Here is a 25,419-nt window from a genome sequence, read left to right as displayed (position 1 = left end):
TCTTTTTAATTAGTTCAGGAATTGATCGAATGTGACGGAGAAGTAATAGATAGCTCCCATCTTCGGGTTACCAAAAGAGGTCGTATATCTTTCATTTAGAAGATTACTTCCACCCAGCTTCAGAATCGTGTTGTAGTCATTCAACTTGTAGCTTATCTGACCATCTAGCGTGCCGTAAGCAGGAACTACAGCAGCTCCAAATGATGATTCCCAGAAGAAAGCATCTTGCCAGCGGTAGGTTAAGCCGAAACCAAGATTGTCAACAACTTCACGGTTTTCAAACCGAACATTATATCTCCATTCCGGAGTGTTGTAGCTGGCTCGGAAACCCTGATCGATTAGATCATCCTGATCCAACAACTTGTTGTATGAAACATTACCGCCTACAACAAAGCCTTTAGGCAACGATAAGTCTAAATTCACGCCCCATCCATGAGAGTTCACGGTACCATCAGCGTTCACATCAAATCCATACTCCTGAGTGACAACACCGCCATTAATAATGGCATCTTTACCAGCATCACTGTCTGAATCGAAAGCACCCGGATCTTCTGCTAAACCATTCGGGACACCTTGAACGAACTGGATTTCAGCAATAAAATCTGTGTATGAGCTGTAGTAGTAGTAGGCATCTACCATGAGCCTATCGAACAGCATCGACTTATAACCTAATTCATAAGTTTGAACTTTTTCCGTCTCAAACTCTTCGAATTCAACAGCCTCTAATGCTGCCCTTGCGTCTGCAGCGCTACCTCCACTATTGGCAATTTGCTGAGCGTCATCTACACTTTGAGCGGTATAGACAGTATTGGTTTCAAAGCGGTAACGGTCTACAAGAGTTTGATTACTACCAATCAGAAGTCGGCTTACTACATCAAGGTTAATAAACTGATCTTGTGTAGTTGGGATTCGGAAACCGGTCTGATAAGAAGCACGAATATTGTGCTGATCAGCTATAGTAAATAATGCAGAAACACGAGGAGAAAATTGTCCGTCGAAGTATTCGTTCTTATCGTAGCGAACAGAACCTTGTAAATTTAACTGATCATCTAAAAAGCTCTTGGAGGCTTGTACATAAGCACCCCACTCATTGATATCGAATTCCTCTTCGTTGTTTACATCTTCATAGGCAAAAAGAGTTCCTTCTGAGTTCAAATCATATATACGGTAATTACCACCGGCTACAAGTTCAACTGTTTCAGGATCAATGATTTCTGAAAAGTTATACATCCCTTCTACGTGGTAGAGATCTGACTTCTCGACAAACCGTGCACCGCCATCTGCAATAGAAAGGGATCTCAGAGAATCAACGGCTCGATCAAAAGCAGGGGTTCCAGGAAGATATTGCTGTTGACTTGCGGTAGCTGCATTATCAGCGGCAGCATGAGCTTCTTCAATTGTGGCGCCCTGTGTTCTTGCTCCTGCAAAGGTCTGGAAATACGGTGTTATATAGGAAATTTGATTTACCCTCGTTGCCACCGTATTAGCTGCGTAAGAATCGCCCGCATCTTCCTGAGTGGTATATGCTCTTAAGAAGAAATTCTCATTTCTAAGCTCAAGTTTTGCGGTCCAAATATTGAAATCATCAAGAACAAAACGGTCATTTGCAGTATATACTGTACTACCATAACCAATATTGTACTGACCTAAAATCTCGTATTCATCATTTATACGATAATGAAGTGCAGTACCAAGTTTTAAACTTTCTGTGGTGTTATCCACGAATTCACTTTCACGAAATCCCGGTGCAGAAAAATTTCCTCTTGGTCCATCGGGGATAAGACTTCGGATAGCTGCAGTTTGTGCACCCTGTGCTCCGCCACCGGCAATTAAGCCATCAGCTATAGAACCAAGGTTGAGGATATCATCCCCATAAATATTAACTCCGTTAAATACTCGTCGGTCACCTCTTTCGTAATCGCCTCGCTCTACAATTCCGCTTTGGTCACGATAATCCTGCCCTACGAAATCCTGAGCCCTCAAATATGAGCCCGTCACTTTATAAGCGAATTTGTTATTCACGGCGTTGGCATACCGAAAATCGTAGCTTTGATATAACGAAGGGTCTTCAATTTCGCTGTCTATCTGATTAACACCTTGCTTAATGTTGAATGAGACCCCTTGGTACTCAAAAGGACTTTTACTGTTCATAAGTAAAATACCATTCAAGGCATTTGGGCCGTAAAGTGCAGAAGCAGAACCTGGAATCAATTCTGCGCTTTCTAAGTCAATCTCAGAAATACCTACAATGTTACCTACCGAAAAGTTGAGGCCCGGAGCCTGGTTATCAATACCGTCAATTAATTGTACAAAACGTGTGTTACCGTTTGCGCCAAACCCACGGGTGTTGATAGACTTAAATGTCAAACTTTGAGAACTGAAATCAACTCCCTGCAAGTTTGCAATCGCATCATAAAAAGAAGGAGATGCTGCAGTTTGAATATCTAAAACGTCCATTTTCTCAATGGATACGGGTGATTTTAGGATACTTTCTTCCACCCTTGAAGCCGAAACAACTAAATCGCCTCCGGAAATAGTTTCTTCCTCTAATGCAATCTCAAGGTCATCTACCATTGAATTGGTAATTTCTATTCGCTGGCTTCTAAAACCAACAATAGAAACAATGAGTGTTAATGGAGGGTCTTGTTGAACCGTTAAACTGAAAGTACCATCAGGCCTTGTTGCCGTCCCGATTACTTTACCGTCAACCCGGATATTAACCCCGGCTAATGGTTCACCTTCAACATCAGTAACTAAGCCTGATATTACGGTTTCATCCTCTATTATTTTATTTGATGCATATGCAAGCGTACTGCATATACAAAAGGTTAGTATCATGCATAGTGCAAATACTCGCTGAATCATGTTGCTCATTGGTTTGATCCTTTTGATTATTGTTTGGCAGGCCAACTATTTTATTCCGTCTGTTAATTTTCTCTCAGACAGGCGAACTGCTTTTATTGCCGATAATTTTAGGTAACCAAATAAAAGTCTGTTTTGGGCATAAATGCAAGCGCTTCCATTACTTTTTATTTGTGCATGAATCCTTTGCAAATCTTATCCTTAGCAATACTCAACAACGCTCTTTAGCTTTATAGTCATGAACACTTTCTTAAAACCATTTTTACTGTTACCACTTTTTTTGACGCTTTTCCTTGTTTCTGCGAATTGTCAGCCTGACGAAGAGTACCAAAAGCTTGAAAAAGAATCTGTTCGGTATTTAGCCCTGGGAGACTCATACACTATTGGAACAGCCATTAATCCCCAAAATAGTTACCCTTACCAGTTGGCTGATACGCTTAGAATGATGGGTATTTCAGTTGACACCACACAAATAATTGCTACCAACGGCTGGACAACCACCGATTTAAAAGGTGGAATTCAGGAAACAGCTCCAAGCTCCGACTTTGACTTGGTATCTCTTTTAATTGGAGTGAATAATCAATACCAGGGAAAAGAAATTGAGCTCTATAAAACCGAATTCAGAGAGTTATTAGAGCAAGCTATTGGTTTTGCCGGAGGAAATGCGGGGAACGTATTTGTCATATCCATCCCAAATTATGGAGTTACTCCTTTTGCAGAATCCCGAAACCCGAAGAAAATTGGGGCCGAATTAATCGAATATGACCGCATAGCCAGAGATATCAGCAGTGAATATGATATTCCTTTCATCAATATTACACCGATTTCAGAATTAGCTAACTATGATTTATCACTATTAGCTTCTGATGAACTTCACCCTTCGGCTAAAATGTATAGCATGTGGATTGGAGAAATGCTGCCAACAGTCACAAAAATCATAGAACAATGAAGTATGAATTTAACCTTACCCATCTTGTTGCTTCTAAAGATCCATTAACGGATCGTGTAACTTTTACTGAATCTATTGAATTCAAACTTTGGACCACCGTTGCGATACTTAGCTATTTAAGCTTTCACTTGTTTACTCTGCTGGATATTGAATTGGCTGACTGGCAGGTAATGCTGTTAGCTGCTACCATGGTTATTGGCTATGGCTTTGCATTTATGGGAGTGTTGTTCAGAAAAAGCGCCGGTAAAGCAGAGCTAACAGAAAATGAAATACAGCTGTTCCCAACTAAAAAAGAGGAACAGTTTCCCGATTCTCCCATAGAAGTAAACACTGATTCTGAAATCAAAGTATACGTTATTCAGAAGCTAAACTGGTTTAGCCCAAAACTAATACTCCAGGTATCTATTTCTAACGGAGAAGAGCCGGAAACTTTCACCATTAAATTGGGAAGTAAAAAAAGTAAAGAACAATATTTAGAGGTTCTGGAAAGTTGGTACAGGCGTGGATATTCATTAGAAGAATACGACGTTTCGGGAAGCCGGATTTTTAAATTAGACAGAGGAAAAAATTATGCAGACGTTCAAGAAATCAAGAAAGAGTATGGTATCAACTGGTAGAAAACTTGGGAAAATCACACTCACTGTAAGCCTTCTCTTTTTTGGTGTGAGTTGTAAATCCATGGCTCAGCAGCAGCCTATTTCTGAACGTACAATCACCATAAACATGAGTGCATCTGAACTCCTTCCGGCTAACCTCATTATCTTTAATGTGAACATCAACGCTGAAGCTGATACCCCAAAGGAAGCTTTTGAAGCTCATAAAGAACGAGAATCTTTACTTGCTGATCTTTTAAAAGAATTCGACATCAAAGAAGAGGATATTGATTTTGAACCCATCAGAATGAATAAAAGGTATCGGAATGAAAGCCAGACAACGGTTACAAATCAATCCGTAAGTCTGTCTTTTAATAATTTTGGAACGTATGAGAAAATCCAAATTACACTCATCGAAAATGGGTTCGACTCATTTAATGGTCAGTTTTCTTCTACTGAAATTTCAGAAGGAAAAGAAAAAGCTTTAATCAGCGCTATAGAAGCGGCGAAAGAGCGAGCCGAACTCATTGCAAACACTTCGGGAGTTGCATTGGGACCAGTGCAAACTATTAATTATTCCGATCATCAGATTGGGATACCCCGTAAATCAAGTATGATGGCTATGGATGCAGTGAGAAGTGAGTCCTCAATGATGGACTTTGCTCAAACAGTTTCCGTTACCGCCAACATCAACATTTCTTTTTCCATCAAATAGTTTTGTGATTGGCTAATCATCGACCTTCATCTGACGACTTAAGTTCGTCCGATGAATAAATAAAGGCTAGGGATAGAATTGCGTCTGTTTTTGGAGTGAACAATTCGTCAGACCACTGATACATTGTATCTCTGTTCAGGTTTTTGCCAAAGTGGTCGGACGAGCACGGAGTAGCATCCGGTAAAATTCTAAATTACCATCGAAATGGAACCCGGATGACACTGGTCTTTTTCTATTGAGTAGGTTCGTTATTGGTTAATCGTTATTCGTGGTTTACGCTTCACGAATAACGATTAACGAAATCACGGCTCAACGGCATTTACTGCTTTAAAAAATTCGGCGGTTTTAGCCAGTCCCTCTTCACCGTTCAATGCAACATACCAATATTGCTCAATAACACCTTTGTCACTCTGCATAAGCAGCTGCATGGTTCCTTGCGATTTATGTTCAGCAATCACCCAGTTTCCGATAATGTTGTAATTCATTCGGTCATTCGCCCCAAAAGTCTGATTTCGGTTAAACTCGAAAATCTGATCAGTCATCACTCTTGTTTCGGGATGGTTCTCAAGCTGGCTGAAATCAACACCCGGATCTTCTTCACCCCTTCGGATAAATCCCTGGAGGGCAATAGGGCGATTTTCTTTAGGTAAGGTCTGCAGAGCCTGCAGGGCTATCACTGCTGAAGCCTTATGGTGACCATGAGTAGTCTCATAGGGCAGCATCAGGAAAAGAAAATCATACTCTCCCTCTTGCATGATGTTTGCAAGTTTGGTTCGTGCCCAATCCGTGTTCCATTTTACTAAAGGAATACTCACATCCTCGGTATACTCAAAATCGGGCTGATCTAAAAAGAAGTAGTTGCGGATTCCTACAATATCTCCCCCGGCCATCAATTCCTTTTTACGGATACCCGGCAGCCACTTTCTTCCCACCTCTTCTGTATCCAACTCTTTTCCATCCAGCTTCCCTTCATAAATATAGCTTCCCAGGGTTGAATAGGTGTAGCCTCCCTCTCCATTGGTAAGCAAAGCTAAATCCACAACTCCGTTTAACAATTGGGTTGTTTTAAAAATTGTAGCTGAATAGAGAGCATCATCATCAGGGTGAGCTGTGACTAAAAGTACTTTTGGCTTGTAATCAAGTAATGCATCCTGTGCATTTAGAGTACATACCAATGTGATGGATATGAAAAATGTGGTAAGTAGCTTTTTCATCTTTATTAATGGATTAAGTATTGAATTATAGCACTTCAAAATAAGGTCTTTCAATCAGTATTTGGGAGATAATCTTCTGGGAGCATATCACATACTTTTTTCAGTGACCAATACACCGCAATTTACTTCTACTCATCTTGAATGCACTCAATAATTTATAATCTATCTTTAGATATATTCCTTCAATACATCCCACACGGTTTCCGCGATCACCTTATGTCCTTTGGGCGTTGGATGAATTCCGTCCCCTTGAATCAATTCTTCACTCCCTCCGAGTTTATCCATAATGAGTGGAATTAAAGGAAGGTCATTTTCTTCGGCCAACTCAGGGTAAATAGTTTGAAATTCTGAAGTATACTCCTGCCCTAAATTTGGCGGGACTTGCATACCGGCCAGTATTATTTGTCCATTAGGATTTTTAGCCTGAAATTTTTCAATAATTTTCTGAAGGTTTTCTTTGGTCGAACTTAAGTCAATACCTCTTAATCCGTCATTGCCTCCCAACTCCAAAACCATGAGATCAATATCACGGCGAAGAATCCAGTCAATACGCCGTAAACCACCGGCTGAAGTCTCACCGCTTAGCCCGCCATTAATAACTTCATAGTTCATTCCTAATGAATCAATCCTATCCTGCACAAGAGCAGGAAAAGCTTGCTCCTGCTGAACTCCGAGTCCAGCGGTGATGCTATCACCAAAAAATAAGATGGTTTGGGCTTCCGTCTCCTGAGCTTGTACTGAAACAGCCATCAATAAAATAAGTGCGATTGTTAATTCTCTAATCATAAATAACATTGTGAATTTTGTGCCGTAATAATTGTCAAACTTTAAAGGAATGTTATTTGATAATTCCTTTGTTTGTTTCGGTATAACTCCAAAAAGAAGAAACGTGTCAAATATACTCGAAGTTCATCAGTTATTCCGCAAATTTAAAAGCGGAACAAAAACATTAACCGTCGTTGACGATATTAATTTTTCAATTCAGGAAGGTATTTCCTGCGCAATTGTTGGTCCGTCCGGTTCCGGCAAAACAACCTTATTAGGTTTATGCGCCGGACTTGATCGCCCTTCTTCCGGAAGTGTATCCCTCAACGGAATTCCACTTAATCCCTTAAACGAAGACGAACGGGCTCAGGTTAGAAACAAACATGTTGGTTTCGTGTTCCAGACATTTCAACTTGTGCCTACCTTAACCGCTGTAGAGAACGTAATGGTTCCACTTGAATTGCGTGGCGAGGGAACAAAGGAAGTCCGGGAAAGAGCTATTGAATTACTCACCAGCGTTGGCCTTGGCGACCGTACCCATCACTACCCTACCCAACTTTCCGGAGGTGAGCAACAGCGAGTAGCTATAGCCCGCGCATTTATCAATCAGCCAAAGATTCTTTTTGCTGATGAACCGACCGGAAACCTGGATACAGAAACCGGGCAGTACATCGAAAAGCTTATTTTTGATCTAAACGAACAGCAGGGAACAACCTTGGTGTTGGTAACTCATGATCTTGAGCTCGCTAAGAAATGTAATCGCATTATCAAGCTCAAAAATGGTCAGGTTCACGAAGACAGTTTTGTTGAACAGGAACCTGAAACTATTGCTAAATAGACCATGACAAATAATCAAAATTCTATCTGGTGGACATTTAAAATGGCATGGCGTGATTCCCGTTCGAATCGCTCCAAGTTGTTTCTTTTCATGGCAGCAATTATTGTAGGTGTGGCTGCCCAAACGGCTATTACTTCCTTCCGGGACAACCTCAATACCAGCATTGAAAATCAATCCAAAGAATTACTTGGGGCTGATTTAGAAGTTGAACGTAACGCTCCCTTTCAGCCTGAATTACAAGAGGTTTTAGACTCACTTGGCGGTGAAGTCACTACCGGGTTGGAATTCAATTCGATGGCTTTCTTCCCGGGAACCGGAACTACACGTTTGTCACAAATCACAGCTTTTGAAGGAGATTTTCCCTACTACGGTGAATTGGTCACCGAACCGGCAGAGGCCGCAGATTTGTACCAACAAAATCAGTCTGCCCTTGTTGACGAACCCATTATGCGTCTCTTTGGTGTGGAACCCGGCGACTCCGTGAAAATCGGTCAGGTTACCTATAAAATTGAAGGCGCTATTATTGAAATTCCGGGTCAGCCCGTTGCAGCTACCTTCTTTGGGCCTCGAATATTCATCCCAAAAAATAATGTTGAAGAAACAGGATTGCTACAGCGCGGAAGCCGTTTAGAATATGTTTCCTATCACAAATTCCCGGAAGGAACCGACATGCAATATGTCGATGACCGTCTTGATCAGCTTCGTGATGAGCAGAATCTTCGTTTTGGTTATGATACCGTTGCCGAGCGTGAAGAAGAAGTTGGTGAAGCCATCCTATATTTATCAAACTTTCTAAACCTTATCGGCTTTATTGCTTTATTGTTGGGTGGAATTGGAGTAGCCAGCTCAATCTTTGTATATATCCGTCAAAAAATAAATACCGTTGCTGTACTGCGTTGTGTAGGTGTGTCTTCGAATCAGGCCTTATCCATTTATTTGATTCAGGCGGCTGCAATGGGACTTATTGGCTCCGTACTCGGGGCTATCCTTGGGTCGGGAGTACAACTTTACCTGCCGGTTTTGGTTCAAGACTTTCTCCCTGTTGACATAGAACTCTATATTTCGTGGACTTCAATTTTTACCGGAGTGGCAACAGGCGTTATCATATCTGTATTGTTTGCCTTATTCCCGCTCTTGGCTGTTAAAAAGATTTCACCACTGTTTTCCATCCGTTCTGTCGAAGTGAATTTGTCCAGTCTCCTACAAAACTCTACTAAGATTATTTTGGGGACAGCGCTCGCACTATTTGTGACAGGCTATGCCTGGCTAATGCTTGGTGAATTCCTGCCCGCCCTTTTCTTCACATTAGGTCTAGTGGCATGCCTGTTATTACTGACCGGTTTTGCTAAGCTTATTATGAAAGGAGCTCGGAAATTCCTTCGTGCTGGATTCAAGTATGAGCTTCGTCAGGGCCTCGCAAATTTATATCGGCCCAACAATCAAACAACTACCCTTCTCCTTACTTTTGGATTAGGTGTTACCATGATTAGCTCGCTGTATCTAACTCAAGATATGCTGCTTGATCAGATTGATTTTGGAGGTCAGCAGGATCTGCCAAATCTCGCCTTGTATGACATTCAGTACGACCAAAATGATGGTGTAAATGAGATCATCAAATCCAATGGACATCAAGTCCTGCAAAATGTCCCTATTGTAACCATGCGTATTCAGGGAGTGAATGGGATGACTGCAGAAGCTTACGATCAGGACACCACTCGAAGAGTTAGCGGCTGGGCCCTTAATAGGGAATACCGGGCTACCTATCGTGATACCTTGCTGGCTTCTGAAGAATTAGTAAAAGGCGAATGGATTGGAAGTGCAGATGGTATGGATGAGCCCTTCCCTATTTCCATTGAAGAAGATCAAAGAGATAACCTGGCCATAGATATTGGCGACACCCTTACCTGGAATGTTCAGGGAATCCCAATACAAACGTATGTCGCAAGCACAAGAACCGTTAAATGGGATCAGCCCCAGCCGAATTTCTTTGTGGTTTTTCCGGCCGGAGTTTTAGAATCTGCTCCCCAGTTTTTTGCCACTACCATCAATACAACCAGTCGCGAAGCTTCACTGACACTTCAGCAAGATATTGTGCAAGGTTATCCTAATGTCTCTGCTATAGACGTTGGTCTTGTTATAGAAACCGTCCGAAATTTCATCGATAAGGTAACCTTTGTGATACAATTCATTGGGTTGTTTAGCATCATTACAGGGCTGATTGTTTTGGCCGGCTCTGCGGCTACCAGTCGATTCCAACGCATTCGAGAAGCCGTTCTCTTACGAACTTTAGGTGCCTCCAAAAAGCAGGTCATAAAAATTCAGGTTATCGAATATGTACTTCTTGGAGTGATGGCATCAATTACCGGACTCTTTCTCTCTCTTGGAGCAAGCACACTAATCGGTTACTTCTATTTTGATATAGAGTTCGTTCCGAATTTTGCCATCATTGGTATTGAGATACTCATACTTACCGCCTTAGTCTTGGTGATTGGCCTATTCAACACCAGAGGCATTCATAATAAACCCCCATTAGAAGTATTGAGAGCAGAAGCTGCTTAAAACATTATTATAATCTTGGAACATCCCTAGTTAAAGCCCTTTTAAGTGATAGAACGATAATTGAATCATCTATCATGAAGATATTACGCTTTAAAAGCATCGCAGTACTTGTCCTTTTGCTACTCCCATTCACTGCTTGTAAGAACTGGAGCAAAACAGCAAAAGGTACTACGATTGGTGCCAGCGCTGGAGCATTGGCGGGTGCTGTAATCGGTAAAGCAGCAGGTAATACCGTAGCCGGAACTATTATTGGAGCAGCCGTAGGTGGAGCTACGGGAGCTGCCATAGGTAACTACATGGACAAACAGGCTCAAGAGCTCGAAGAAGAACTCCAAAATGCTGAAGTCGAACGGGTTGGTGAAGGCATTAAAATCACTTTCGATTCCGGAATCCTTTTTGATACTGACTCCTATACACTGAAAGACCCCTCGAAACGGGATTTAGAAGACCTTGCCAGAGTCCTAAAGAAGTATGAAGACACTAACATCATGTACGGTGGCCATACCGATAGCAGGGGATCAGAAAGCTATAATCAAGATCTTTCAGAGCAGCGTGCTCGTTCGGTAGCCGAGTTTATGGCTTTTATTGAAGTTGACCCTGAAAGAATGACTATTGTAGGTTACGGAGAGGAGAAACCAGTTGCTACCAATGAAACTGTTGAAGGAAGACAGAAAAATCGCCGTGTCGAAATTGCCATCTGGGCAAATAATGAACTTAAACAAGCGGCAAAAGAAGGTGAAATTGGTGAATAGAATCTGATTCTTTTTAAACCTCAGTGAGTCCTGTAACTATTCGTAGGTACAGGACTTTTTTATTTTATTTCTCAAAAACTATCACGATCCTGCAAAGCAATAAATGAATCAGACTTTAGCAGATGAAGAATATTAAACGCGTGATCCCAAGGCCTTCTTTCCTCTCAAATAGGAGAAGCTCGAAAAAACCTGGGCAAGCACCAGGAACACTTCACTTTACAGGTGAAAAAAAGTTAGAAAGCGTTGTAATGAATCTTTATGATTATGATTCAGAACAACTGGCTGAGCATGATCTTTCGGAAATTGATGATAGCAAACCGTATCTCGATTCCCCTTCAAAAACATGGATCAACATTTGTGGGCTTCATGATATTGAGAAGCTAAAAGAAATTTGGGGTTACTTTGAACTCCACCCTCTGATTCAGGAAGATATTCTAAATACCCACCAGCGACCAAAGGTAGAAGAATACACTGATCATATGTTTTTTGTGCTGCGTATGATGACGATTGATGAAGGAACGGGAGAGCTAAAAGTTGAGCAGGTTAGCATCGTCTTATCAAATAATTCAGTTTTATCCTTTCAGGAAGATGAATATCCTATTTATGAGCCTGTTCTTCATCGGCTCAGAAGTGGTGCTCCACGCCTACGGAAGAATGGACCTGATTACCTTGCCTATGCTCTCATAGATACCATTGTTGACCATTATCTGAAAGTGATGGAAAAGCTGGGAGACGAGATTGAGGAACTCGAAAACGAGATTCTTGAAAAACATCATGACTCAATACCAGAAAAAATTCACGCCCTGCGCCGAAAGTTAATTTACTTTAGAAGAACGGTCTGGCCACTACGAGATAGCCTGAATTCGCTCTTGCGGGAAGAGTCACATCTGATTCATGAAGAAAATAAAATCTTCTACCGTGATGTATATGACCATTTGGTTCAAATTATAGACGGAATTGAAAACTACCGGGACATGGCTATGGGAATGATGGATATGTACATGTCTCAGGTTAGCAACAAGATGAACGAGGTGATGAAAGTTTTGACTATCATCGCGACCATATTTATTCCACTTACTTTTATTGCCGGAATTTATGGAATGAACTTTGAGTACATGCCCGAACTTAGCTGGCAATGGGCATACCCAACCGTTTGGGGAATTATGATTGGGGCGACCATTGGTATGATTTTTTATTTCAGGAAAAAGGACTGGCTATAATATGATTCCCAAAAAAAGAGCCTCAATCACGAGGCCTCTTTTTAACTAACTACGGATCTTTGGGGGATTAAAAAAGAAACTTAATACCCGCTAATATTTTAAATGTGCTTACTTGTTGATCAACTACTTCTGATCGAACAACATCTTCGGAGTCGTCATAATAGTTATACAGTTCCGAACGGTCTTCCCAAAATGAATATTGCCCGTTTATGTCCAGAACTATATTCTTTGAGATATTTGCACTGAAGCCTCCAGAAATAATATTCCTGTCTGATTCAAAAACTTTACTCTTGGCTGGCAGAAAAGCATAACCTGCTTTCATGTTGAACTGGTTATTAATCTGGTAGCCAAGACTACTCTTTAGGTTTACTACCTGATTATAGTTTTCTCCCATGAAAGCATCCAAATCGCTTTGCTGATCTATTAAATCCACTTCGGCATCAAAACCAAGATTGTTTCCTGTCACTAGATCAAGACTGAGATTGGAGTGATTGATATACTCTCCGGAAATAGACAGACTAAAACCCGCAACATCTTTCAAAGCAAAACCGGCACTAAGTTGCCCTGGCTTTTTAATTCGATATTCATAGTCCTGATCACTGGCAAAATCAGACTCAAAAGGCGTTGAATCGTCATCAAGTTCTGTTAGAATTGAGGAATAATAGCTTTCCCGAATCACCAAGGTGGATGGTATTAAGTAGCTAACCCCAACATTAAACTTTGGTGAAACTTCATAAATAATACCGCCACGCAAGGAAAATCCAAGGATACTCGCATCAATTTCATCGTGTGTTAAAATACTTGAGATATCAGTGCCCACATCGTTGACATCGGAAGGAATAAAGGTGCCGTTGTAATCATTCTCATCATCCTCTTCCAGAAAATTTCTTCGGTATTTGTAGCTACCTGATGTTAACCCAGCTGAAATCCCAAGAAACAGATTCTCCTGGAATTCAGTCCCAAAGAAAAAGGAATACTCCCCAATATTAGTGGAACTGGTTACTTCTGCATTTTGAGAAATACCTGGGAAATTTTGAAATCCAATTCTAAAAATTGATTCCAGGTAAGTAGAATCCACATCACCCCAGTCAATTGCATAGGCATTAAAGGCTATATCGTAATAGTCACTGGTTGGTTCTTTAAACTGATCAGTGATAGTGCTTTGGTTATTCCGCCCCCCTACTCTATATATTCTTTCTTCATTTTTAAGCTGATTATAGCCTCCGCCTAAAACAAAACTCCCTTGCTCAGTTGGTATTTTATAGACAAACCCAAGGTTGCCCAATTTGGTTGAATTATCATCCGAAACAATCGTATTGCCCAAATAGCTGTTTTCATATTCTACCTGATTATTAAATAGGCTGAAGTTGAAATAGCCGTCTTTTATAAGTGCCACACTTGCCGGATTATCGGCGAAACTGCCATATCCATTCGGGGCTGCTACAGATGGGAAATACCCGGTACCTGCATCCCCATTAAAGTTCTGTGAGCTGAACTGTAATGCCAAATTTGAGTACAACACCTCATTGCTGCCGTCCTGTGCAAAAGCGTCAATTGGTTGAAACAGTATGGGCATCAAGAGAAAAAAAAGAATCCTCTTCATAGTGATATAATAATTTTTTGATTGGGTTTAAGCCTGCAGCTTAATTTCCGCCGCGGCTTCTTTTACTACCTGAACTGCCTGATGATTTACTTGATGATGATCCTCTGCTTCTGCTTACTGATGAAGATCGGCTTGAGGAAGAAGTACTTCGTGTAATGCTTCTTGTAGTTTTGGATGAAGTATTCGTTCTGCCTATAGTAGAAGACCTTTTAGTTGATGCTCCTACTCTATCAAAAAAGCTTTTGCTTGAATTTAAGCTTGCTCTGCGACTAGAACCTTTAACAAAATCACTTAAACTAAAAGTAGAACTGTAACCGCTAAAAGTACTGTTTCCACGTCGAGCCGGGATAGTATATGTTCGGGTTGAAACGTCAGGAATGTTTATATCTCGGACAGAAGTAGTACTAAGTGCCGAGTAATTATTTCCTGATCTGGATCTGGACTTCCCGGTTTTGCCACTTCCGCTGCTTTTGCTGCTTCCATTGCTTCGCCCTACAGAAGATCCACCCCCTCTGCTTCGGCTTTTACCTGAACTTGAGCGACTTTTACCTACAGACGATCCTCTTGATCTAGTTCCAGAACTTTTACCCACGGAACTTCCTCGTCCGGATGAGCGGTCTGTTGTTCGCACACGGGTTCCGGTATTAATCCCCCTCGATCTTGTGACACCTGATCCTCTTGACCGTGAATCTATGCCACTACCAGATCGAGTTCGGTAATCTCCTGCACTGCCATATAAACCGGAACCTCTTGGTCCTTTCCTATATAAATCAGCGCTTCGTCGATATTTCTTAGCTCTGTGATAGTCATTATACACAAATATTGATGTTGAATATGGATGGTGCCATCCCCAATAACCGTAATCATAATACCCGCCCCAACCATAGTATGGGTAGCTGTAGTAACCATGTCCATAGCTTCCAAATCCTATCCAAAAAGAATTATGGTAACCACGATTATATTGGTAGAAAGGTGTGTAGTGAGAACGGTACCAGCTATTATAAGCCCAAGGCTTGTAGCCATAAAAATAGTGATCGTCTATTGCAGCAGAGTATCCTTTACTGTATCCATCTCCAAAACCATCTTCATATCCATACCAGTAGAGTTTATCCGCATAGTTCTTTTTGTACCATGTCTCAGTTTCATAGTCCTTGTAATAGATATCGTCTTCCTCTAAAGCCATTTGCTCATCAAGGTATTCCTCATCGCCTTGATTGTAATAAGCTGAGTTATCTTCACCCTCAGTCTGATCAAAATTATCCCAAGCGTAATATCCTGCATAGCGATCGTTCTCTAAAGGATATCGATCATAGGTTTGGAATTGCGTATAGCATCCGGTGAATAGGAAAGGGATAAAAAGCAGTATTAACGTGGAAACTGAATTTTGATACTTCATAGCAACACCTTTTTGAGGCTTGGATTTTGTCAACACATCCATAATAACTCTATACTCTCTCACATTATATCACATGTTAATGTTAATGAGCTTGACATAAGATAATCAAAAAAGAAGTTTAAGAGCTGCAATTACCCTAACGTTTTTAACTCTTGAATTAAAGGCAGAAGTTTGAGCTTCATTTTCAAAATCTGTGTATTCATAAAGAGTTCTCTTTTTCTGTTTTTGGTAATATTGTCCATTAATATCAAATCTCAAATTACTCAAAATCATGTGAGAGATACCGGCAGAAAGCTGATTGACATTTCCAGGTTCCCGAACATTCCTCTCCGGAAGAAAAGCATACCCTGCCCTCAAGGTTGTTTTATTGGTGATGTGTACCTCTGTGCCAGCATGTATATCAAGTACATCATCATAATTTTCTTTCAAAAGGTTGTTGGTAACTGATTGTTTATCTCTCCAAATGTCAAGGAAAGGGGCTCTGTCATCTCTATCAGCTAATAAGTTGTACTTCATGTTCCGATAATTTGTGTACTCAGCTGAAAGCGATACTGCAAATTGATTTACTTCATAGGCCAATCCGGCTTTTAAAATACCCGGTTTGTTAATACGGTATCTGATATTTCCATCGCTTTGTATTTCAGAGAAAAAAGGTTCTGAATTATCATCAAGAGATGTTTGGATGAAATACCTTTTTCTTTCTGACAAATGAATTGTAAATGGGAATTGATAACTGATTCCTGCATTTAGTCCAGGCCTTATCTTATAAACGAGTCCGGTTCTGAATTTCCATGCTAATATCTTTGTATCGATTCTGTCATTGACCAGAATATTGTCAATGTCACTTCCTTCTATAAAGTCGCCATCATAATCGTTCTGGTTATCTGTTTCCAAAAAATTTTCCCGGTGTTGAGACTCCCCCTGAAGAAAGCTTATTGAGAACCCAACAAACAAATCTTTTCTAAATTCAGTAGCTAAAAAAGCGGTGTATTCTCCTGCATATGTCTGAGATCGTATTTCTGCTTCCTGATTAATTCCAGGAAAAGAGCCCGGTTCAAAGCCAATACGGAAAATAGATTCAAGATAAGTTTGCTCTACATCTCCCCAGTCTATTGCATAGGTATCAAAGGCTAAGTCAAAGTATTTATTGTCTGCATCAAGAAATGAATCGGTGATGGTGCTGTTATTATTTCGCCCCGAAATACGATATGTGTTTGCATTAGAAATTACCCGGTTATATCCGACTCCAATCACTAAGCTCCCTGTGATTGCCGGTACACTATAGGCTACCCCTATGCTTCCAAGTTTATCATTTTGCCAATCAGTCTTATTTTTGGTGCCGAGATAACTGCTATTTGCTGAATCAGTATCCCTGAAAAAGCTAAACATAAATTCACTGTTCTCAATCGTTGCCATGGAAGCAGGATTATCTATATAGCTGCCAAAACCATACGCCTTGGCTACCGATGGCATCATGGAACCAGGGTCAGCATTAACGTTGGGTGAGGTAAGTTGAAGGGAAAAATTGGAAAATCTTTCAGGTTCCAGCTCCTGTTGTGCATAACCTTCAAAAATCGGAACCAGGCACAAAATCAGGATATAGACATTTCTCTTCATAGAAGGTGTGTAGCGATTTTGATGACTTTAGAAAAAAAGCAGGTAAGCTAGTTTCCGCCTCTCGACCTTGAGCTTGAGTTACCATCACCTGATGATCGTGAACGGCCTGTTGAACGAGTTGTGCTTCCAGATGATCTTCCCGTGCTTCTCACCCTTGTGCCGCTTGAATTACTCCTCGTGACAGTTCTTGCTCTACTTACAGAAGAACTAGTAGATCGTGTTCTTGAGCTTTGATCATAGATCAAACCACTGTTTCTGGGACCTAAACGGTATTTTTTAGAGTTTTCAGCGTAGTTTTTAGCTCTTGTATGATCATTATACACCGCTACAGCTGTAGTGTTTATGCCCCAACCACCGGTTGTACCCCAGTAGCTGTCATAGTAATACGGCCCATAAAAATTACTTGAATACGGGTAATAATAATAACTCCAAAATCCTGCAGGATTATAGTACCAATGTCCTGAATGGCTGTTTGCATAAGCTCTCCCGGCATCTAACCTATAACCCCAATATAGAGGGCCGAACGCCATTCCAAAACCTTCCCCCCAAATATAGTGCCGATGATAACGATGGGGATTTGAATACCATCCCGGGAAAGCCGAAACGTATTCAGGGTTACGAGTAGTACTGTTTAATGTCTTAGAATTAGCAGAATAGCTTTCTGTAGAATCTATCCCTTCCCAGTTTACTTTATTTAAAAAGCGTTCTTTATACCACATCTCCTTGTTATAGTCTTTGTAGAAAATGCCCGCCTTTTTTAAAACTACATATTCATTCTCGTACTGCTGCTCATACTTTGCTGATGTCTTTAACTGAGTATAGCATCCAGATATGAATACTGATACTACTGTAATTAATAAGATATCAATGTTGAATGACTTCATGACTATATAAATTACTCGTTCAAGTCTAAAATACTGAATATTTAATTACTTAAACTAACATGATCATGCTAATTAAATCTCTCCACGGAGTGACTTCGCAATTACTTCTGCCTTAGAATTAACATGAAGCTTCTTATAAATGTTTCGAATATGTGCTCTAACCGTATCTATGGAAATATCAAAACGGTCCGCAATTAGTTTATAGCTGAGTCCATCAACCAATCCATTTACAATATCTTGCTCGCGATTGGTTAGCATGCTGTCCTCATTTTTCTTAGGAGCTTCTTCATTGAAATGAGAAATCACCTTGCGGGCAATTTGTGGTGACATTGGTGCTCCGCCTTTCATGAGGTTTTCTATCGACTCCTTAATTTCAGGGAGTGAAGTATGTTTCAATAAATAACCGGAAGCGCCTGCTTTGAGCGAATCAAAAATCTTGTGTGAATCATGATAAACGGTAAGCATAATGATTTCCACTTCAGGATATTTCGACTTTATAATCTCCATTCCCTTAATGCCAGACATTCCAGGGAGTTGAATGTCCATAAGAATCACATCAGGCTTTTGGTGCTCCTCAAGGTGATCCAGCATTTCCTCAACGGAGTCAACCGCAACCGGACAATCCATTTCTTTCTGCATGTCCAGATAACGTTGTATTAAATCCCGTATTTTTTTGTTGTCTTCAACAATTCCTATGACAGCCATAATTACAGTCCTTAGTTAGTTTTTAATTTCCCCTCAACCTTTATTGCAAACCCGTTTTCTGTATCAATAGTAATGTCTGCTCCAATTCTTTTCGCTCGCATATCCATGTTACGTAATCCGTGTCCGGTTTTCTTAGTTCCTCTTCCGGTAGTACCGTTATCAGTAATTAAAAATTCGAAATAACCATTCTGATTTTTCATACTGATTTCTACCCGGTCACCATCAGAGTACTTCGCAATGTTGTTTACCGCTTCTTTAAAGATCAAATATACATTTTCCTTAACTGAAACAGGAAGCTGATTGTCCATGTTTAGATTGTCGAAGTTATACCGGACCTGCATGTCTTTCGACTCCAGCGTGTGGAGGATATAGTCCTGCATTCGATCCGTCAGGTCTCCCAGGGTATCATTTCGGGCATCAATCGACCAGACAATATCATCAAGGCTGGATACAATTTTTCGGCATTGTTTACCAATTTGTTCAAGCGATTTCTTGAACTCAGAATCAGCATCTCCTGCCTGAAGAAAGTCAGATTGCAGGGCAATTTCAGTTAAACTTGCTCCTACATCGTCATGCAAATCACTGGCAATGCGTACACGCATTCTTTCTATATCAATCATTTTACGAGCCCTGTAATAATTATAGAAAAGGAAGATGATACCTACTACGATCGCAAACATCAGAATCCAGAACCACCATTGCATCCAGAATGGAGCTGTAATCGTAAATTTCACTTTTTCAATATCAGGGCTCCAAGCACCATTAATATTTCTGGCATGCACCTGAAACGTATAATCACCCGGCGGTAATGAAGGATATTTAACAGATCGGGAGCTAGTCTGTTGCCAGCCCTGATCAATTCCATTCAACCGATATTCATATAAAATTTGATTCGGTGCCGTAAAGTTGATTCCAGCATACTGAAATTCAATATTGTTCTCTTTGTAAGAAAGTATAAACCGCTCATTAGGTTGTAACTCCCTTCCAGACACATTCACCCCGACTAAATGTACTTTTGGAGGTACCTGATTGCCTTTATATTCGCTGGGAGAAAAGCGGCTTAATCCCTCAACAGTACCAAACCATAAACGACCCTCCTCGTCTTCGTACACTGCACCAAGGTTGAGTTCATCTGAAATTAATCCCTGTTCTTTATTTAATACCTGAAATGCCTGATTTCTATCTTCCAATTCGGCACTGAAATATTCTTCCTTATCAAAACGAACTACTCCATCTGTAGTACCGATCCAGTACAACCCATTCTTATTCTGGTAAATGAAGTAACAAACCCTGTCAGGTAGTCCATCATCTATGGTTATGCTCTGAAACCTTAACCCATCAAACCAAGCTATTCCTCCAAAAGTTGAGGCCCAGACTATGCCGTCATCATCTTCTAGTAAGTTCATTACTGCATTATTGGGAAGGCCTTCCTGAATGGCAAAACTCTGGAATTCACCTTGGCGATATCGGGTAATTCCTCCATAAGTAGCTATCCAGATTGAGCCATCTCTTCCTTCTACCGAGTCCAACACCCGGTTATTAGCTAAGCCATTTTCGGTTGTGATCTGATCGAATTCTGTTCCGTCATACCGAATAATTCCATCATCATAAGTGCTTATCCAAAATGTCCCGTCCGAAGCCTCCATTATACTTCTGACTTTGGTATATGGGAATTCCCTTTCTGAAAAAACTCTAACCTGTTCATTTTGGATATAAGCTAAGCCTTCACCCATTCCGATCCACATGCGCTCTTTAGAATCAGTAAACAGGGTATACATTAGGTTGTCTGGGAGATTGGCATTCATCCCGTGATCATTAAATTCACCGTTTTTTAGTGAGGAAATCCCCCCTCCATATGTTGCAATCCAGAAATCTCCATTCGCATCCTCTGCAAAAGATGTAACCAGATTGTTTGGCAAACCTTGCTCTGTGCTGTAGTTTGCAAAGTAGCTCCCAATGAATAAATTCACCCCACCACCATATGACCCCAGCCAAATATTACCTTCCAAATCTTGGATAGAAGAATAAATAATTTCTGTAGAAAGACCCGAGGCTACTCCATAATTCTGAAATGTTGAACCATCAAAAAAACTCGCACCCTCTTCCGTTCCAATCCAAATATTGTTGTCTTCTGTGATAGTGATTGTTTGAACAAGATTGTTTACCAGACCATCGTCATCATCTAGTAAAGTAAACTCACCATCAGTGTATTTTATGAGTCCCGCTCTGCTTCCAATCCAGACCGTATTTTCAGCATCAACCTGGATATCCCGTATTCTTTGGTTTGGAAGGCCGTTTTCTTCATCATAATTAATGAAATTTCCATCTCTTAGAACCGTAATTCCTTCACGAGTGGCAAACCAAATTTCTCCATTTTGCCTTTCAGCTATAGCACGCACTCGGTTATCAATAAGGCCATTTGATGTGGAATACTGGGTAACCAATTGCCCTTCTGCGTATTGCCAGACACCATTGCCATCTGTACCAAACCACATGTTCCCCAATCGATCTTCATGGATGCTGATCACCGTCATATTTAACAAAGAAGAAAGCGCGGGAATAGTGGCAATACTGTCAGCTTGCCAATAGTTAACTCCTGCTTCTGATCCAATCCAGATCTTGCCTTTGGTATCCTTATGTAAAGAACGAATGCGGCTGCTATTCAAACCTTGCTCTTCAAAGAAGTTTTGAAACCTGATCCCATCAAATCTATTAAGTCCGTAACCGGTAGCTAACCATATGTAACCCTCATCATCCTGAGCTAAATCGTTGACTACCGACTCACTTAATCCTTGTTCAATAGAAAAGGTCCTAAATGGATAGCGCTGTGCATCAACACTTTGAGCCAAACATAGAAAAGTGAGTAATAAGGTAATTGCTGCTTTCATAACTCAAATGTAACGGAAAGATAGGGAGATTAGTAGGATTGAAATTCATTGACATAAAAAAAGCCCCACCTGCTGAAAAGCATGAGGGGCTTTTTTTCTCACGATAATTAGATTAACCAAGATATGCTCTTAAAGCAGCACTTCGGTTATGATGTCTCAGTTTTCTGAGCGCTTTTTCTTTAATCTGTCGAACACGCTCACGGGTTAGATCAAACCGTTCTCCAATTTCTTCGAGCGTAAGTGAGTGCTCACGTCCAATCCCAAAGTACAATCTGATTACCTCAGCTTCACGGGTTGTCAACTTCGAAAGCGCTCTTTCAATTTCTACTTTGAGGGATTCGCCCATCAAGTCGAAATCAGGATTTGGAATCTCTTCGTTTTCAAGAACGTCTAAGAGTCGGTTGTCTTCACCCTGCGCAAATGGCGCATCCATTGAAAGGTGTCGTCCCGAAATCTTTAAGGTATCAGCAACTTCACCAACGGTCATTTCTAAACTTTCAGCAAGCTCATGGGCAGAAGGAACACGCTCATACTCCTGCTCTAGTTTTGAGAGTTCTTTACCAATTTTGTTCAGTGCACCAACACGATTTAACGGAAGGCGAACTATACGAGACTGTTCTGCAAGAGCCTGTAAAATAGACTGACGAATCCACCATACTGCGTATGAGATGAATTTGAAACCACGAGTCTCATCAAAACGTTTTGCAGCTTTGATCAATCCAAGGTTACCCTCGTTAATCAAATCGCCGAGGGAAAGTCCCTGATTTTGATATTGCTTAGCTACCGAAACTACGAAACGTAGGTTAGCTTTGGTTAAATCTTCGAGAGCTCTTTGGCTCCCCTTTTGAATTTCTTTGGCCAGCCGGACTTCATCATCCGGTGTAATAAGTTTCTCTTTTCCAATTTCGTGCAGATAACGATCTAATGACTCTGACTCACGAGTAGAGATTCCAGAACTTTTTGCCACTTTATATACCGTTTAATGAATGTTTGCGTACGCTAGTTGCGCAGATGATATGTGTATAAGCTTTTTAAATCACGCGTGAAAAGCTTAAATATTGCGTCTGCGTCTTAATGAATTTTACAATTGAATAATATACGTAATTCTTCAATCAATTTTAAACACGATAAGTGTATTATGAAGCTTTAATCATCTGCTAAAAAGGATCTTCCCGGAAATGCATCTTCTAATCCAAAGAAATCAGCGACACTGTTGGCTATATTTGAAAACGTTTCCCCTGTCTCTAGATTCACAGACGCAGCCTTCCCTTTCGGAAAAACCAGCAGTGGCACAAATTCTCTGGAGTGATCGGTGCTTTCAGAACAAGGGTCATTACCGTGGTCTCCGGTGATAATCAGCAAATCCTCTTCCCTGATTTTTGAAACGATGGCAGGAATAGCCCTGTCAAATTCTTCCAGACTTCCCGCATAGCCTTCGGGATCTAAGCGATGCCCAAATAATTGATCGGTATCAATCAAGTTCATAAACACAAAGCAGTTATTCATTTGGGCTGACATCAAACTCAGAAGCTGCGAAATTCCCTCTGCATTACTTTTGGTTGGGCGATATTGAGTAAATCCGTTCCCGGCAAACAAATCAGCAACTTTACCAATTGAGTATGTTTTGATGCCTGAATCATACAACTTTTGAACCAGATTATTCTCTGGGGGGATGGATGAATAGTCATGCCGTTTGTCTGAGATGCGTTCAAAATTTCCCGGCTCACCTGTAAATGGACGTGCAATCACACGCCCTACCTCATGCTCACCAATACAAATTTCATTTCGAGCAAATTCACACCACTCGTATAACTTTTCAACCGAAACTACATCGTTATGACAAGCTACTTGAAATACGCTATCGGCAGAAGTATAAACGATTGGGTTACCAGTTTTGAGGTGCTCTTCTCCGTAATCACGAATAACATCGGTTCCCGAGTACGGTTTATTGCAAAGAGCTTTTTCAACACCAATTCCTTCACAAAAATCTTCAATAACAGATTGGGGAAATCCATTGGGATAGGTTGGAAAAGGCTTATCAAGTTGGATACCGGCTATTTCCCAGTGACCGGTGGTTGAATCTTTCCCAGCAGAAACTTCCCTTAGTTTTCCAAATGCTGCTATCGGGTTTTCATTTTCCGATACAGATGGTAAAGGAATGATATTCCCGATTCCCATTTTTTGAAGATTCGGTAGTTGAACCCCGGTTTGCTCAGAAACATGTCCTAACGTATTCATGGATTGGTCGCCGTACTCAACAGCGTCTTCTTGAGCGCCTACTCCTAATCCATCTACAACTATTATGTACGCGTTACCCATTAACCTTCCACCAACTCTGCCTCATTATCATTCATCACTTTAGACAATGCTTTTTTAGCCTTTTCAATCACCTGATAAGCATTCCCGTTTTCATCATTAAGCTGAGTATACCCGGCTTTAAATTGAGCCCGCAGGGTTCCGCCTATAGAAAGATTCATCCCAGCTTCTAGCTTTGACTTCATTTTCTCCATCCAGAAAACCACGGCTTCTTCATCATCACTTTGAATAAGAACCGCATATACATAATCGGAATTGTAACCTACGTAACCGGGAACACCATATCGGGTGGGATTCAAGACTGTGACAAAATCGGTTTGAATTTTCTGAAGGTCTTCCAAACGATATTTTGTTCTCAGGCCGGATACATCATCAGGGGCTATTAATACTAACCAGGTCTTTTCCTGATTCCCACTTTTGGCTTTAAACAGTTCATTATTAAGAGCCACTTCCCAGAGCTCAGGCATAAATGCCCCAAAGTTCTGAGTCAATAATTCCTCTATCATTCCGGATTTTTTTACGGATGATTGAATACTTAGCGCTGCGATCCGAACTAAATTTGAAAGTTTATGCTTGGTCGATTCTTTGAAAGTAAGCGGATCATTATCATAACAAACTACCACACCCTGCCGGCGATCATGAATCATAACCGGGATAGCATAGGTAGCACCTTCCGTTCTTTTTTCATGAGAGGTGATGCGCCGCGGGTTATTATTGAAGTGCATCGTAAAAACGGGCTCACCTTTTTCCAGAGCCTCATATGCAACGCTCTTTTCTTCCAGCTGAAGACCCAGTTTAGGGGCTGTATTAGTACTTCGGGATCGTAAGACTACATTCCAGGATTCCATGCCCGGAGCCAGTAAAACTGCACCACCGTTGGGTAAATTCTTCTGCATTTCGTTGATCATCTTGGTAAGAATTTCAACCCGATGTGCCCGGTAGTCAATCTGTGCAAGCGATTGTTCGTAATCATCCCATTCCTGTTGCTGTTCATGTAAATCAACAACCTCAAGATAGGTGTCCAAAACACTTACCAAGGCATTATTGTAGGACATAATCCGGTCATGGATTTCTTCCTGATCAATTTCTTGCTCACTTTCTAAAACCGTTAGCGCAACGGTCTCACCCTTATTAATAAATGGGATTATGAGAATATGCTTAGCCTGAACGAAGTCAAAATAGTGGATTAGTTTAGCTTTTGGAATATCCTCTCCAACAACCAGCTGTACAATCTCTTCTGTATCTTTAAACTCATTGAGAAAGTGGTTTTCAAAAGCCACACGATCCTGGAACATGACATTGGGCAAACCTGTGCTGTTGGTTTCCCAGACAAATTGCTGCCGGGATTTATTTACCCAACATAAATAGGATAGCTGAACTTTTGTTGAAGTCCGCAGCAGGTGTACCAGATCTTGCAGAATCTGTTTGTACTCTCGAAGAGCTTTTTCTTGACGATCTAAAGACATTTGCTATGTTTTAATAACTGTTAGTCGAATTGAATTGTAAGGAATTTTTAGGTGATTTGGTGATAAAGTGATAGAGT

At 40.8% G+C, this 25,419-nt stretch carries 19 protein-coding genes; 7 read left to right on the top strand and 12 right to left on the bottom strand.

The annotated features are described in order from the left end of the window. Positions 1 to 9 precede the first annotated feature (9 nt). Positions 10 to 2,838, bottom strand: coding sequence for a hypothetical protein (locus CL667_07965; GenBank protein ID MAL17633.1), 2,829 nt, complete (start codon positions 2,836 to 2,838; stop codon positions 10 to 12). Between the two features lie 262 nt (positions 2,839 to 3,100). On the opposite strand from CL667_07965, the gene CL667_07960 reads away from it, so the two are divergent. The 3 genes from CL667_07960 to CL667_07950 are packed head-to-tail and all read left to right on the top strand — an operon-like array spanning position 3,101 to position 5,119. Then, entirely contained in the window at positions 3,101 to 3,811 is a 711-nt protein-coding gene (locus CL667_07960; GenBank protein MAL17632.1) for a lysophospholipase, read from the top strand. Beyond that, positions 3,808 to 4,428: a hypothetical protein gene (locus CL667_07955; GenBank protein ID MAL17631.1), complete on the top strand. Its 621-nt coding sequence runs from the start codon at positions 3,808 to 3,810 to the stop codon at positions 4,426 to 4,428. Before CL667_07960 ends, CL667_07955 begins: the two co-directional genes overlap by 4 nt. Continuing rightward, positions 4,412 to 5,119: an SIMPL domain-containing protein gene (locus tag CL667_07950; protein ID MAL17630.1), complete on the top strand. Its 708-nt coding sequence runs from the start codon at positions 4,412 to 4,414 to the stop codon at positions 5,117 to 5,119. Before CL667_07955 ends, CL667_07950 begins: the two co-directional genes overlap by 17 nt. Positions 5,120 to 5,421: 302 nt before the next feature. Here the strand turns inward: CL667_07950 and CL667_07945 are convergent, their stop codons facing one another. Both CL667_07945 and CL667_07940 read right to left on the bottom strand, forming a co-directional pair. Then, positions 5,422 to 6,333, bottom strand: a complete 912-nt coding sequence (locus CL667_07945) for a PIG-L domain-containing protein (protein ID MAL17629.1) — start codon at positions 6,331 to 6,333, stop codon at positions 5,422 to 5,424. A 168-nt stretch (positions 6,334 to 6,501) separates the two neighbouring features. Continuing rightward, complete coding sequence (locus CL667_07940; GenBank protein ID MAL17628.1) at positions 6,502 to 7,119, bottom strand: arylesterase; 618 nt, start codon at positions 7,117 to 7,119, stop codon at positions 6,502 to 6,504. 103 nt (positions 7,120 to 7,222) lie between these two features. Here CL667_07940 and CL667_07935 point away from each other — a divergent pair, with 103 nt between their 5' ends. From CL667_07935 to corA, 4 genes are all read left to right on the top strand, one after another. Next, entirely contained in the window at positions 7,223 to 7,936 is a 714-nt protein-coding gene (locus CL667_07935; GenBank protein MAL17627.1) for an ABC transporter, read from the top strand. Positions 7,937 to 8,026: 90 nt separating this feature from the next. Next, complete coding sequence (locus CL667_07930; GenBank protein MAL17626.1) at positions 8,027 to 10,495, top strand: hypothetical protein; 2,469 nt, start codon at positions 8,027 to 8,029, stop codon at positions 10,493 to 10,495. Positions 10,496 to 10,569: 74 nt separating this feature from the next. Beyond that, positions 10,570 to 11,247: a hypothetical protein gene (locus CL667_07925; protein MAL17625.1), complete on the top strand. Its 678-nt coding sequence runs from the start codon at positions 10,570 to 10,572 to the stop codon at positions 11,245 to 11,247. Positions 11,248 to 11,369: 122 nt separating this feature from the next. Continuing rightward, a complete protein-coding gene (gene corA / locus CL667_07920) occupies positions 11,370 to 12,467 on the top strand; it encodes a magnesium and cobalt transport protein CorA (protein ID MAL17624.1) in 1,098 nt (365 codons plus the stop codon). Positions 12,468 to 12,534: 67 nt separating this feature from the next. On the opposite strand, the gene CL667_07915 is transcribed toward corA, so the two are convergent. From CL667_07915 to CL667_07875, 9 genes are all read right to left on the bottom strand, one after another. Continuing rightward, entirely contained in the window at positions 12,535 to 14,070 is a 1,536-nt protein-coding gene (locus CL667_07915; protein MAL17623.1) for a hypothetical protein, read from the bottom strand. 40 nt (positions 14,071 to 14,110) lie between these two features. Then, entirely contained in the window at positions 14,111 to 15,508 is a 1,398-nt protein-coding gene (locus CL667_07910; protein ID MAL17622.1) for a hypothetical protein, read from the bottom strand. Between the two features lie 63 nt (positions 15,509 to 15,571). Continuing rightward, positions 15,572 to 17,083 (bottom strand): hypothetical protein, encoded by a 1,512-nt coding sequence (locus CL667_07905; GenBank protein MAL17621.1) that lies wholly within the window; start codon positions 17,081 to 17,083, stop codon positions 15,572 to 15,574. A gap of 47 nt (positions 17,084 to 17,130) precedes the next feature. Then, on the bottom strand, positions 17,131 to 17,967 hold the full coding sequence (locus tag CL667_07900; GenBank protein MAL17620.1) for a hypothetical protein: 837 nt from the start codon (positions 17,965 to 17,967) through the stop codon (positions 17,131 to 17,133). A 72-nt stretch (positions 17,968 to 18,039) separates the two neighbouring features. After that, on the bottom strand, positions 18,040 to 18,672 hold the full coding sequence (locus CL667_07895) for a DNA-binding response regulator (protein MAL17619.1): 633 nt from the start codon (positions 18,670 to 18,672) through the stop codon (positions 18,040 to 18,042). A gap of 11 nt (positions 18,673 to 18,683) precedes the next feature. After that, positions 18,684 to 21,560, bottom strand: coding sequence for a hypothetical protein (locus CL667_07890; GenBank protein MAL17618.1), 2,877 nt, complete (start codon positions 21,558 to 21,560; stop codon positions 18,684 to 18,686). Positions 21,561 to 21,672: 112 nt separating this feature from the next. Next, positions 21,673 to 22,527, bottom strand: coding sequence for an RNA polymerase subunit sigma (locus CL667_07885; protein MAL17617.1), 855 nt, complete (start codon positions 22,525 to 22,527; stop codon positions 21,673 to 21,675). Positions 22,528 to 22,706: 179 nt separating this feature from the next. Beyond that, positions 22,707 to 23,879 (bottom strand): phosphopentomutase, encoded by a 1,173-nt coding sequence (locus CL667_07880; protein ID MAL17616.1) that lies wholly within the window; start codon positions 23,877 to 23,879, stop codon positions 22,707 to 22,709. Continuing rightward, the gene (locus CL667_07875; GenBank protein ID MAL17615.1) at positions 23,879 to 25,342 is read right to left on the bottom strand and encodes a GAF domain-containing protein; all 1,464 of its coding nucleotides are present in this window, start codon (positions 25,340 to 25,342) and stop codon (positions 23,879 to 23,881) included. Before CL667_07875 ends, CL667_07880 begins: the two co-directional genes overlap by 1 nt. Between the last annotated feature and the right edge of the window lie 77 nt (positions 25,343 to 25,419).

Source organism: Balneola sp. (assembly GCA_002694685.1).
Taxonomy (GTDB): Bacteria; Bacteroidota; Rhodothermia; order Balneolales; family Balneolaceae; genus Gracilimonas.
The sequence above is the reverse complement of the archived record's forward strand: the minus strand, read 5'-3'. Positions and strand labels throughout refer to the sequence as shown.

What these genes read in the sequence shown, in the direction of transcription:
- CL667_07965 (MAL17633.1), bottom strand. Translation starts at nt 2,838, where the DNA reads ATGATACTAACCTTTTGTATATGCAGTACGCTTGCATATGCATCAAAT.
- CL667_07960 (MAL17632.1), top strand. Translation starts at nt 3,101, where the DNA reads ATGAACACTTTCTTAAAACCATTTTTACTGTTACCACTTTTTTTGACG.
- CL667_07955 (MAL17631.1), top strand. Translation starts at nt 3,808, where the DNA reads ATGAAGTATGAATTTAACCTTACCCATCTTGTTGCTTCTAAAGATCCA.
- CL667_07950 (MAL17630.1), top strand. Translation starts at nt 4,412, where the DNA reads ATGGTATCAACTGGTAGAAAACTTGGGAAAATCACACTCACTGTAAGC.
- CL667_07945 (MAL17629.1), bottom strand. Translation starts at nt 6,333, where the DNA reads ATGAAAAAGCTACTTACCACATTTTTCATATCCATCACATTGGTATGT.
- CL667_07940 (MAL17628.1), bottom strand. Translation starts at nt 7,119, where the DNA reads ATGATTAGAGAATTAACAATCGCACTTATTTTATTGATGGCTGTTTCA.
- CL667_07930 (MAL17626.1), top strand. Translation starts at nt 8,027, where the DNA reads ATGGCAGCAATTATTGTAGGTGTGGCTGCCCAAACGGCTATTACTTCC.
- CL667_07925 (MAL17625.1), top strand. Translation starts at nt 10,570, where the DNA reads ATGAAGATATTACGCTTTAAAAGCATCGCAGTACTTGTCCTTTTGCTA.
- corA (MAL17624.1), top strand. Translation starts at nt 11,370, where the DNA reads ATGAAGAATATTAAACGCGTGATCCCAAGGCCTTCTTTCCTCTCAAAT.
- CL667_07915 (MAL17623.1), bottom strand. Translation starts at nt 14,070, where the DNA reads ATGAAGAGGATTCTTTTTTTTCTCTTGATGCCCATACTGTTTCAACCA.
- CL667_07910 (MAL17622.1), bottom strand. Translation starts at nt 15,508, where the DNA reads ATGGATGTGTTGACAAAATCCAAGCCTCAAAAAGGTGTTGCTATGAAG.
- CL667_07905 (MAL17621.1), bottom strand. Translation starts at nt 17,083, where the DNA reads ATGAAGAGAAATGTCTATATCCTGATTTTGTGCCTGGTTCCGATTTTT.
- CL667_07900 (MAL17620.1), bottom strand. Translation starts at nt 17,967, where the DNA reads ATGAAGTCATTCAACATTGATATCTTATTAATTACAGTAGTATCAGTA.
- CL667_07895 (MAL17619.1), bottom strand. Translation starts at nt 18,672, where the DNA reads ATGGCTGTCATAGGAATTGTTGAAGACAACAAAAAAATACGGGATTTA.
- CL667_07890 (MAL17618.1), bottom strand. Translation starts at nt 21,560, where the DNA reads ATGAAAGCAGCAATTACCTTATTACTCACTTTTCTATGTTTGGCTCAA.
- CL667_07880 (MAL17616.1), bottom strand. Translation starts at nt 23,879, where the DNA reads ATGGGTAACGCGTACATAATAGTTGTAGATGGATTAGGAGTAGGCGCT.
- CL667_07875 (MAL17615.1), bottom strand. Translation starts at nt 25,342, where the DNA reads ATGTCTTTAGATCGTCAAGAAAAAGCTCTTCGAGAGTACAAACAGATT.